At 71.6% G+C, this 10,885-nt stretch carries 10 protein-coding genes, 1 pseudogene and 1 riboswitch; of the genes and pseudogenes, 6 read left to right on the top strand and 5 right to left on the bottom strand.

Annotation, left to right across the window (positions count from 1 at the left end):
• Positions 1-3 precede the first annotated feature (3 nt).
• Together ACFYPJ_RS29075 and ACFYPJ_RS29070 are read left to right on the top strand one after the other, a co-directional pair.
• A complete protein-coding gene (locus ACFYPJ_RS29075; protein WP_389023325.1) occupies positions 4-1,482 on the top strand; it encodes a hypothetical protein in 1,479 nt (492 codons plus the stop codon).
• A 286-nt stretch (positions 1,483-1,768) separates the two neighbouring features.
• Positions 1,769-2,140 carry a hypothetical protein gene (locus ACFYPJ_RS29070; protein ID WP_389023322.1) on the top strand — a complete coding sequence of 124 codons (372 nt, stop codon included), beginning with the start codon at positions 1,769-1,771 and terminating at the stop codon, positions 2,138-2,140.
• A gap of 349 nt (positions 2,141-2,489) precedes the next feature.
• Here ACFYPJ_RS29070 and ACFYPJ_RS29065 read toward each other — a convergent pair whose 3' ends face one another.
• The 5 genes and pseudogenes from ACFYPJ_RS29065 to ACFYPJ_RS29045 form a co-directional block, all read right to left on the bottom strand.
• A complete protein-coding gene (locus ACFYPJ_RS29065; RefSeq protein WP_389023319.1) occupies positions 2,490-3,356 on the bottom strand; it encodes an ABC transporter ATP-binding protein in 867 nt (288 codons plus the stop codon).
• Positions 3,353-4,435, bottom strand: coding sequence for a FecCD family ABC transporter permease (locus ACFYPJ_RS29060; RefSeq protein ID WP_389023403.1), 1,083 nt, complete (start codon positions 4,433-4,435; stop codon positions 3,353-3,355). Before ACFYPJ_RS29060 ends, ACFYPJ_RS29065 begins: the two co-directional genes overlap by 4 nt.
• 38 nt (positions 4,436-4,473) lie before the next feature.
• Entirely contained in the window at positions 4,474-5,478 is a 1,005-nt protein-coding gene (locus tag ACFYPJ_RS29055) for a FecCD family ABC transporter permease (protein WP_389023316.1), read from the bottom strand.
• 107 nt (positions 5,479-5,585) lie between these two features.
• Entirely contained in the window at positions 5,586-6,635 is a 1,050-nt protein-coding gene (locus tag ACFYPJ_RS29050; RefSeq protein WP_389023313.1) for an ABC transporter substrate-binding protein, read from the bottom strand.
• A 148-nt stretch (positions 6,636-6,783) separates the two neighbouring features.
• Positions 6,784-7,083, bottom strand: a pseudogene (locus ACFYPJ_RS29045) (5-methyltetrahydropteroyltriglutamate--homocysteine S-methyltransferase); the annotation flags it as partial.
• An 82-nt stretch (positions 7,084-7,165) separates the two neighbouring features.
• A riboswitch (cobalamin riboswitch) is annotated at positions 7,166-7,342 on the top strand.
• 54 nt (positions 7,343-7,396) lie between these two features.
• On the opposite strand from ACFYPJ_RS29045, the gene ACFYPJ_RS29040 reads away from it, so the two are divergent.
• From ACFYPJ_RS29040 to ACFYPJ_RS29025, 4 genes are read left to right on the top strand one after another with little or no spacing between them, the layout of a single operon-like run.
• Positions 7,397-8,449, top strand: coding sequence for an ABC transporter substrate-binding protein (locus ACFYPJ_RS29040; RefSeq protein WP_389023310.1), 1,053 nt, complete (start codon positions 7,397-7,399; stop codon positions 8,447-8,449).
• On the top strand, positions 8,446-9,459 hold the full coding sequence (locus tag ACFYPJ_RS29035) for a FecCD family ABC transporter permease (protein ID WP_389023307.1): 1,014 nt from the start codon (positions 8,446-8,448) through the stop codon (positions 9,457-9,459). Before ACFYPJ_RS29040 ends, ACFYPJ_RS29035 begins: the two co-directional genes overlap by 4 nt.
• Positions 9,456-10,277 carry an ABC transporter ATP-binding protein gene (locus tag ACFYPJ_RS29030; RefSeq protein ID WP_389023304.1) on the top strand — a complete coding sequence of 274 codons (822 nt, stop codon included), beginning with the start codon at positions 9,456-9,458 and terminating at the stop codon, positions 10,275-10,277. The genes ACFYPJ_RS29035 and ACFYPJ_RS29030 overlap by 4 nt, the downstream gene beginning before the upstream one ends.
• Positions 10,258-10,644 carry a (2Fe-2S) ferredoxin domain-containing protein gene (locus ACFYPJ_RS29025; RefSeq protein ID WP_389023301.1) on the top strand — a complete coding sequence of 129 codons (387 nt, stop codon included), beginning with the start codon at positions 10,258-10,260 and terminating at the stop codon, positions 10,642-10,644. The genes ACFYPJ_RS29030 and ACFYPJ_RS29025 overlap by 20 nt, the downstream gene beginning before the upstream one ends.
• The last annotated feature ends 241 nt before the right edge of the window (positions 10,645-10,885 follow it).

Genomic DNA, 10,885 nt, shown 5'->3' with positions numbered 1-10,885 from the left:
GTCATGGCGGCAAACAGGACTGAGAGCGGCGAGGCGGGGGGCGAAAGGCCCGCCCCGGAGGAGCGCGAGGCGCCGGCGGCGCGTCAGCCTCGTTCCACGGCGTCCGTCAGCGGGGGAGTGATCGGCGCGGCCCCGGAGGCGGCAGGAGCGGCTCCTGAGCCCGAGGCCGGGGCGGACGGGGAGAGCGGGGGCGCGGCCGAGACAGAGGCGGAGGCCGAGCCGGAAATGGCGGAGGAGGTCGCCTCGGCGCTCCGCGGGAGTGGCGCGGCGAATCCGCCGGAGTCCCATGCCGGAGGGGCTGAGTCCGAGGCCGAGCGCGGCTCGGATCCCGCCGGGACGGCGAAGGGGGAAACCGAGGAGCCGTCGCCCGAGGCGGAAGTCCCGGAAACGGTGATGGCCACCGCGACGCCTGCCCGAGCCGCCGCACCTGCCGCTTCCGGCCTCGCCCGGCTCTCCTGGCTGCGCTCCCGCCGGACCTCGACCGCCACCGCCACCGCCACCGCAACCGCCGCCGACGGCGGCTCGGGCGACGGAGACCCGGGCACCCGGGCGGCGGCCGCCCCGGGGAACCTCAACCGGATTTCTCCTCCCATGGTCGCCGCCGCCGCGATCGGCGGCGTCATCCTCCTCGCGGCGCCGTTCGTCATCAGTGCCAACTCAGGCGACGACTCGAAGGACAAGAAGAACCACAACACCGCCGCCGGATACGCCGGACCGCACTCCTCCCCGTCCGGATACGTGCCGAGCGCGCAGCCCGACGCCGGCAAGTCGTCCGGGACCAAGGCCAGTGCGACGCCGAACCCGCCGGCGCCCAAGGCCGGCTCGGTCGCCGACGCTGCCGGACAGGGCGTATCGGCCGACAAGCCATCACCCGACGGGGCGCACAAGTCGCCCGGCACGTCCGGGTCCGGCTCCAAGGCCGCCGGGCAACCCGCCGCGGGCGCGGAGTCCAAGCCCAAGGCATCCCAAGTCTTCTCGGCCTACGCGGGCCCGCACTGCTCGGGGTCCGGCGCCTCCTACAGCGAGCACGGCTCGTCCAGCGTGTCCGAGGACGAGTGGACGACCGCCATGGGCGGCTACGCGTCCAACGGCTGCACCGGGCGGTTCCGCTCCGTCCCGATGTCCGGCGAGGGGAAGGACGCGGGCAACTACGCCACCTGGGCCTTCAACACGGGCGGCCGCGTCACCTCGGGTACGTGCAGCGTCAGCGTGCACATCCCGGACTCGTCCGACATCCGGCACGTCGGCGGCGACCCGTCCTACTACACCGTCCACTCCGGAGGCAGCGCCTCCGGGACACAGCTCGCGAGCTTCACCATTGACCAGACCAGCCAACCCGGGCAGTGGGTGGCGGCCCCGAGCGTGAAGATCAGCGACGGCAGGCTGGCGGTCGTCCTGCATGACCGTGGCAACGACTGGAACTCCCATGGCGCGACGGATGCGCACCACGCGGCGGACGCGGTTTACGTGAAGTGCACCTGACGGCCCTGCAAACCGCCCCGGAGCCCCGGCACCCCGTTCAGTTGGGGGGCCGCGGCTCCAGGGCGGGGCAGCTTGGCGGCGTGGCCTCGTCCTGACCGATCTCAGAATCGAGAAGCCGAGTGAGTGGCTCGGCTGTGACCGTGACGGTCACCGTGGAGCCGTGCTCGCCCCGCTGCTGCTCCAGGCCGCGCAACGAGCCCGCGCGAGTGGCTGTTCCCTGGACGAACTGGTGCGGTTGTTGAGCGTTGCAATGCCGGAGTGACCATGGTGCCGCACGGTCGGCGGGGTGATCCGCATGGTCTTCACGCTGTTCTGGTACCGGGAGGACGGCCCGGACCCGGCGGACTCCTGGATGCGGATCACCAACAACATCATCAGCCTTCCCAACGGGGGCAAGGTCTTCTACGACGGCTACCAGTGGCCGCACGACCACAACGTCATCAACGGGCCGCTCAACGACGACCTCGGCGACGGCGACATCCAGGCGGAGCCGGACCTCGACGACGGCTACACGCTGAGCCCCGACAGCCCCGCGCGCGGCAACGTCGCCGCCCACACCGCGTCCACCGACTTCTACGGCACCCCGACGGGTGACGGACCCACCAGCGACATCGGTGCCGTCGTCGCCGACGACCACGCCGGGGGACTCTCCGCATGACCTCCGGCACCACTCCTTCGTACCCCACGTCCCTCCAGGAGGTGACCGCACCACCCGTGTGGGCGCTCGGTCACCCGAGCGACGACGGCATCAACCTCAACGAGATCCCGCTCGCCCAGGCGACGTCGTCCCTCGGGTTCGTCGTGATCCTGCTCCTGTTCTCGCCCTCCTGGCGCGAACTGCCCCGCGGGCTGGCCGTGTTCGATCGAGTGATCACGTTCTTCAACAACCGGGCCGTCACGATCTATCTCTGGCACAGCGCCATGATCGTCACCGCGGGCGTGCTGCTCGACCGGTTGTGGGAGATCCCCGGTTGCGACGATCGTTTCGGCCGGCACCTGTTCGAGCACTACCAGGTGTGGGTGTTCGTGCTCGTCTGGCCACTGGTCTGCGTCATGATCCTGTGTACCGGATGGGCCGAGGGCTGCCAGGGAACGGCGGGGACCACCAGAGGGCTGCCGGTGACCGGGTCGGGGACGACGACCGAGCCCAGCCCGAAGACGTCCTCGACCAGCTCCGCGGTGACGATGTCGCGTGGCGGCCCCTGCGCGATGACGTGGCCGTCCTTCATGGCGATGAGATGGTCGGCGTAGCGGGCGGCCTGGTTGAGGTCGTGCAGGACGGCGACGACGGTGCGTCCGCGCTCGTGGTTGAGCCGGCGTATGAGGTCGAGCACTTCCACCTGGTGGGCGATGTCGAGATACGTCGTCGGCTCGTCCAGCAGGAGCAGTTCCGTCTCCTGCGCCAGGGCCATGGCGATCCACACCCGCTGCCGCTGCCCGCCGGACAGTTCGTCCACCGGCCGGTCGGCGAGTGCGGTGGTACCGGTGTGCTCCAGCGCTTCCGCGACAGCGTGTTCGTCGGCCTCGGACCACTGCTGCCACCACTTCTGGTGCGGCTGGCGGCCGCGGGCCACGAGGTCGGCGACGGTGATGCCGTCCGGCGGGACGGGGCTCTGCGGCAGGACGCCGATGGTCCGGGCGAGCCGGCGGCCCGGTACGCGGGCGATCTCGGTCCCGTCGAGCAGCACCGTGCCGTCGCGCGGCTTGAGGAGCCTGCCGAGTGCGCGCAGCAGCGTGGACTTGCCGCAGGCATTGGGGCCGACGATGACGGTGACCTGCCCGTCGGGGATGTCCAGGTCCAGCCGGTCGACGACGACCCGGTCCTCGTAGGCCAGCGTCAGGGACCTGGCGGTGAGTCGGCTGGTACGGCTCATGAGGTGGTGCCTCCGGTGCGGCTGCGGGTGCGGCTGATCAGCCACATCAGGTAGGGAGCGCCCACCGCTGCGGTGAGGACGCCGACGGGGAGTTCGACGGGGGAGAACAGGCGCCGGGCCAGCAGGTCCGCGACGACCACCACGAGGGCGCCCGCCAGCGCTGAGGACAGCAGCGGGATCTGCGCCGTACGGGTCAGGCGGCGGGCGATCTGCGGGGCGAGGAGGGCGACGAAGTCGATGGGGCCGGTGGCGCCGGTCGCCACTGACGCCAGGACGACGCCGAGCGCGGTCAGACCGAGCCGTACCCGGTCCAGCCGGATACCGAGCCCCATGGCCGTGTCGTCGTCGAAGGACGCCCCACGCTGGGCCCTGGCCGCCCACAGGGCCGCCGGGACCGCCAGGAGCAGGACCGCCGCCAGGGGCGCCGCCTGGTCGTAGCCGCGGCTGTTGAGCGAGCCCGTCAGCCAGACCTTGGCCTGCTGCGCGACGAGGAAGTCGCCCTTGGTGAGGAACAGTTGGGTCAGCGAGCCCAGGGCGACCGAGATCCCGATGCCGACGAGGACGAAGCGGGACGCGTGCATCCCGCGGCGCCAGGCGAAGACATAGACCAGCAGCGCCGCCGCGAGGCCGCCCGCGACCGACACGTACGGCAGCGCGGTGGCGGAGACGAGGCCGAAGCTCATCGCGGCGACCGTCGCCACGCCCGCGCCGTGCGTCACGCCGATGACGTCGGGGCTGGCCAGCGGATTGCGCGCGACGGTCTGGACCAGGGCGCCGGCGACCCCGAAGGCGACCCCGGCCAGCAGGCCCACGACCAGCCGCGGCAGCCGCAGCGTGCCGACGACGAGCCGGTCGGGACTCGGCCTGTCGAGCAGGACGTTGACGACCTCCGTGGGGGAGACGAAGGACTCGCCGACGCAGAGGTACGCCACGACGGCCGCCGTCAGCAGTACGGCGAGCGCGGCGGCGACGAGCACCGCTCTGCGGTGGACCAGGAAACTGGCGCGCGCGGTACGCAGCACGGCGTGCCCTGCCGGGCGTACGGAACGCGCGGCGGACGCTGCCGCTGTTTTTGTCATGCCGGCCGTCGGGGCGGTTGCCGGGCCGGTCGTGCGGCTCATGCGGCGACTACCTTCCTGCGGCGCACCAGCGCGATGAGGAACGGCACACCGAGCAGGGCGGTCATGACGGCCACCGGCACCTCCGAGGGCGGGAAGACGATACGGCCGAGCACGTCGGAGGCGAGGATCATCACCGGGCCGAGCAGGGCCGACACCGGCAGCACCCACCGGTGCGCCGTACCGACCAGCGCCCGTGCGATGTGCGGGACGGCCAGGCCCGTGAACGCGATCGGCCCGACGGCGGCCACGGCCGCGCCCGTCAGCACGGTCGCCCCGACCGCGCCCAGGACGCGGAGCAGGGCCACGTTGTGGCCGAGGGCCTTGGCACTGTCGTCGCCGAGCGCGAGCGCGTCCAGGCCGCGGGCCAAGGCACCGGCCAGCACCAGGCCGGCCACGACGAACGGCCAGATCTGACCGACGACGTCGCCGTCCCGGCCGCTGATGGAACCGACCTGCCAGAAGCGGAATTCGTCCAGGGCGCGTGCGTTGGTGGTGACGATGCCGGAGACCACGGCGGCGAGGAAGGCGTTCGTCGCGGCGCCCGACAACGCGAGTTTGACGGGGGAGGCGCCGCGGTAGCCGCCGGCGGCGACGGCGTAGACCGCGACGGCCGCCAGCACCGCGCCCGCGAAGGCGAACCAGATGTATCCGAGGAGCGTGTGCACGCCGAGGAACGCAATCGCGCACACCACCCCGGCGGACGCGCCCTGGCTGACGCCCAGGATGCCGGGTTCGGCGATCGGGTTGCGGGTGACCCCCTGCATGACGGTCCCGGCGACGGCGAGGGCCGTACCGGCCAGCACACCGATGACGGTACGTGGCACCCGTAGCGCCCGCACCACCTGGGCGTCGTCACTGGTGCCGCCGTGCAGCAGTGCCTGGAACACTTCGCCCGGGGCGATCTGGCGACTGCCCACGGCAAGGCTCAGCAGGACGGCGATCAGCAGCATCGCCGAGGAGCCCGCGAGCCAGGCGATGCGGCGACGGGTCGGTCGCGCCATGTGCCGCGCTCACTCTCTCTTTCCGGATGGGGGTAAGGGGCCGTCGCACGCCGGACGCGGGCAGGCACGGGGCCCGCCCGCGTCCGGCCCGCGGCGGCATCACGGGCTTACGCCGTGAGGTGCTGCTCCAGGTCGTCGAGGACCGCGTTGGCCGCGGTCACTCCGAGCCCGAGGTACCAGGTCTCGTCGGAGACGTCGAAGGCGTGGCCGTCCTTGACCGCCTTCAGGTTCTTCCACAGCGGGTTGCCCTGGGCCTTGGTCTTGTCGGTGGCCTTCGGGTCGCCGTAGACGCCGGTGAAGATGTAGTCGGCGTCGGCCTGATCGATGTTCTCGGCGCTGACCTCCACGGCCAGGTCCGCGATGTCCTGGTTCTTCGGCCGCGGGATGCCGACATCGTCGAGGATGGTGCCGATGAAGGAGTCGTTCGCGTAGAGGCGGATCTTGCCCTCGGGCATGTAACGCACCATCGACACGCTTGGCTTGTCGGCGCCGAGCTTGGTCCCGAGGGCCTTCGCCTTCGACTCGTACGCTGCGAGGTTGGCCTTGGCCTGCGCGGTCTTGTCCAGCGTGGCCGCGTTGAGGAGATAGTTCTCCTTCCACGTGAAGCCGGGGCGGATGGAGAAGACGGTCGGCGCGATCTGTGACAGCTCGTCGTAGGAGTTGGCGGCGCGCAACTGGCTGCCGAGGATCAGGTCCGGCTTGAGCGCGGCGATGGCCTCCAGATTGAGGCTGTTGATGGTGCCGACGTTCGTGGGCTTGCCCGCGCCGCCCTTGAGGTAGGACGGGAGTTCCGGCGAGCCCTCACTGGGCGCAAGACCGACCGGCTTGATGCCGAGCGAGACGACGTTGTCGAGTTCGCCGACGTCCAGGACCACCACCCGCTTGGGCTGCTCCTTGATGACCGTAGTGCCCATGGCGTGGGTGATGGTGCGCGGCCACTCGCCCGGTCCGGCCTTCGTGCCCATCGCGGCGGTCTTCTGTGCGGCGTCCCCGAAGTCCTTGCCGCCCTGCGCCACCGACTTCGAGTCCTTGGCCCCGGCCGCCGCGGAGGTCCCTGCGCTGTCCTTCCCACCGCCGGACCCACCGCACGCCGTGAGGGACAGCGCGGCCACGAGGGCGCCGGCGACGGCGGCTGCGCCGCGGCGTCGAAGAGACATGGGTGCTCCTGAAGCTGTGATGAAACGTTCAATACTTAGGCGAGGCATACCTTACTATTGGGCTCGGTGGCTTCGGTAGCCGGGGGGTGCGAGAGGTCCTCCACGGCCTGAGGAGGGGGCGGCGGCAGGTGCTCCACGGCCTGAACGGCGGATCGTGGACGCAGCGGGTGCCGTAGGACTGGACCCAGCCCTGCTGGGTGGCGAGGCAGCCCGTCAGCTGGTCGGCGAAATACTGCACCATGTCGTTGCGCTCGGCCTCGCCGTGCACCAGGACGTCCAGGCGCGCCTTCTCCTGGGAGGCGACCACCTCGCCGATCTCCGCCTTGCTGCGTTCGCCGTAGCCGGACGAGTCGATCCGCCCGGCACGCAGGTCGGCGCGGGCGGTGCGCAGTTGCCCGGTCTGCGGGCACGAGCCGATGGTCGTGGTCGGCAGCAGGACGGCAGGGAGCCGGGAGGGTTGCGTCCGGCATCCGGATGGTGAGCCGGCACACGCGGGTGACCGATCGCACCATCTGACCGTACGGCGGACTTGATAGCCTCGGTGGGCCAGTCGAGCCACACCCGAGGCCAGGGAATCCGGTGCGAACCCGGAACTGACGCGCAGCGGTGAGGGGGACGGGCGGGGCACGACGCCACTGGGAGACCGGGAAGGCGCCCCGACCGGACGAACCCGAGTCCGAAGACCTGCTGGCACCTTCGCGCCCCGGCGCGGAGGGACGTCCGTAGGCCAGGCTCCGCGTACGAGCCCCGACTCCAGAGGCATGCCCGTGCTCCGCACCCCCGCCCTTCCCCGTACCCCGGCGCTTCTCCTCGCGTCCGCTCTGCTGTTCACCGCCTGCGGCTCCTCCGGCGACGACGACGCGAAGCCGGAGGAAATCTCAGCCGCCGGCTACCCGGTGACGCTGGACAACTGCGGCCACCAGGTCACCCTGAAGTCGGCGCCGAAGCGGGCCGTCTCCCTCAACCAGGGCACCACGGAGATCCTGCTCTCCCTCGGCCTCGCCGACCGCATGGCCGGTACGGCGACCTGGACCGACCCGGTGATGAAGGGTCTGGAGAAGGCCAACGCGTCCGTGCCGCGCCTCGCGGACAACGCGCCCTCCTTCGAGAAGGCCCTGGACGCCGAACCCGACTTCGTCACCGCCTCGTTCGTCTCCACCCTCGGCAAGGGCGGGGTCGCCACCCGCGAGCAGTTCGAGAAGCTGGGCGTGCCCACCTACGTCTCGCCGTCCGACTGCTCCGCGGGCAAGGACAACGACAGCGGCGGCGACGGATCGCGCAGCGAACCGCTCACCCTCGACGCCGTCTACGGGGAAATACGAAACCTGGCACGTGCGTTCGGCGATGAGAAGCGCGGCGAGAAGCTCGTCGCCTCGCTGAGGAAGCGGGTGAGCACGGCCACCGCCGGACTGCACGCCTCGGACATCTCCCTCATGTACTGGTTCGCCAACTCCCAGTCGCCCTACCTCGCCGGCTGCTGCGGGGCTCCCGGCGCCATCACCCGCGCGGTCGGCGCGAAGAACGCCTTCTCCGACACCCACGACGAATGGCCCCAGATCAACTGGGAGACCGTCGCCGACCGCGACCCCGACGTCATCGTGATCGGCGACCTGACCCGCAGGCAGCAGACCGCGGAGACCGCGAAGGCCAAGATCCGCTTCCTGGAGACCAACCCCGCCACCCGCAATCTGACGGCCGTGAAGAAGAAGCGGTACGTCCCGTTGAGCGGGCAGGCGATGAACCCTTCCATCCGCACGATCGAGGGGATCGAGAACGTCGCCGCCGGTCTGCGTGGCCTCGGGTTCGCCAAGTGAGCGTCCGCTCGCTGCTGTTGACGGGTGGGGGACCGGCCGCGCTGCTGGTGTCGATCGCCGTGGCCGTGACGATCGGCCCCGCCGACATCTCCACCGGTGACGTCTGGGCGTCCGTCGCGGCCCATCTCGGCCTCGGCGACAGCACGTTGGCGCCGCTTCGGGACGGAATCGTGTGGAACCTGCGGATGCCGCGCACGCTGCTGGCCGCCGTGTGCGGGGCCGGACTCGCCGTGTGCGGGGCGGTCATGCAGTCGTTGCTGCGCAACCCGCTCGCCGACCCCTTCGTGCTCGGGGTCTCCTCCGGCGCGTCCACCGGAGCGGTCGCCGTGGTCGTGCTGGGCGTGGGCGGGGGAGCGGTGTCCCTGTCGGCGGGCGCCTTCCTCGGCGCGCTGCTCTCCTTCGGCCTGGTGCTGCTGCTCAGCCACACCCTCGGCGGCTCCACCGACCGGGTCGTCCTGTCCGGGGTCGCGGCCATGCAGTTGTTCTCCGCGCTGACCTCCTTCACCGTCCTCACCTCGGCGGACGCGGAGACCACCCGGGGCGTGCTGTTCTGGCTGCTCGGCTCGCTCACCGGCGCCGACTGGGGACAGGTACTGCTCTGCACCGTCGTCCTGGCGGTGGTCCTCGTCGTCTGCCTCGGGTACGCCCGTACGCTCGACGCGTTCGCCTTCGGCGAGGAGGCCGCCGCGGGACTCGGGATCCGGGTCGCCCGCACCCGCCTGGTCCTGCTCTGCGCGACCGCCCTGCTCACCGCCACCCTGGTCAGCTGTGCCGGCGCGATCGGCTTCGTCGGCCTGGTCCTGCCGCACGCCACCCGCGCCCTCACCGGCTCCGGGCACGCCCGTCTGCTGCCGGTCACCGCGCTGACCGGGGCCGTCTTCCTGGTGTGGGTGGACACCCTCGCCCGAACCGTCCTCGACCCCCAGGAGGTCCCGGTGGGCGTGGTGACGTCCCTCATCGGCGTGCCGGCATTCGTCGCCGTCCTCCATCGCGGACGGGGAAGGGCATGACCAGCCTGCGAGCGGACCGCGTCGTCCGGCACATCGGCGGCAAGGTCGTCGTCGACGGCGTCACCCTCGCCCTGCGGCCGGGCGAGACCGTCGGTCTGCTCGGCCCCAACGGCTCGGGGAAGTCCACACTGCTCAGACTGCTGGCCGGGGTCCTCTCACCCACCGCCGGGGTCGTGACCCTGGACGGGCGCCCGCTCGCCGAGGCCGGCCGCCGCGCCACCGCCCGCCGGGTCGCCACTGTCGAGCAGCACGCCCACACCCTGACCGAACTGACGGTCAGGGACGTCGTCGCGCTCGGCCGCATTCCGCACCGCCGTGCCTGGACACCCTCGACGACGGCCGACGCGGTGGCCGTGACCGAGGCACTGGCGCGCACCGGACTGACCGACCGGGCCGACCAGTCCTGGCACACCCTGTCCGGCGGCGAGCGCCAGCGCAGCCAGATCGCCCGTGCCCTCGCCCAGGAACCCCGCGAGCTCCTCCTCGACGAACCGACCAACCACCTCGACATCCAGCACCAGCTCGACCTCCTGGACCTGATAGGCGGGCTGCCGGTCACCACGGTGATCGCCCTGCACGACCTCAACCTCGCCGCGATGTACTGCGACCGCCTGCTCGTCCTGCGCGACGGCCGCGCGGTCACGGAGGGCACCCCCGCCGGGGTTCTCACCCCCGGCCTCATCGAGCAGGTCTACGGCGTCCGTGCCGAGGTCACCCACGAACCCGGCCACCCTGTGATCCGCTTCTTGCGCTCGGCCGCCCGGGACGGATCTCTCCCGAAGAGGAGCGTGACGAGCGATGCCCCGACAGAGCCCTGAAGCAGCCGGCACGGAGCACACCACCGCCCGACCCGCTCCGTGCCGAGTTGTCGTCTGCCGGGACTGCTGCTGCGGAACCCCGAAAGTCGCCGGCGTGGATCACGACCACCAACTCGCCCGCCTGGCCGAGGAGGTACCCGTACGGGTCTCTGACTGCCTCGATGTGTGCGAACACGCCAACGTGATCGTCGTCCAGCCCTCCGCCGAGGCCCGCGCTGCGGGAGCCCGCCCGGTCTGGCTCGGCCTCGTCAACGACCCCGAAGCCACCGACGACATCGCCCGCTGGGTACAGGCGGGTGGCCCTGGCGTCGCCCCGTGCCCCGACATCCTCGGCCTCTACGTCTTCATGGCGCCCCGCAGGGCGTGACGATCGGCAGGCAGAACCCGGCGACGACGATCGCGGTGTCCAGCCACACGGCCGCGGTCCAGCCGCCGGTGCCGTCGCGCAGGACCCGCCGATCGCAGGTCTGCCCACATGGCGCATTGGGTGCGGTCCGGCAGAAAACGCGTGGACGTCGCGAGCGCGCCCGAGGGACACTGCCGGTCCTCCTGGTCCGCTCCTGACGTTCCCGGCCGCCGTGGTGTGCCGCGTGGGGTTGCGGGCTGTC

It is taken from the genome of Streptomyces sp. NPDC006012, assembly GCF_042871185.1.
GTDB lineage: Bacteria > Actinomycetota > Actinomycetes > Streptomycetales > Streptomycetaceae > Streptomyces.
This window is presented reverse-complemented; position numbering and strand designations above follow the sequence as displayed.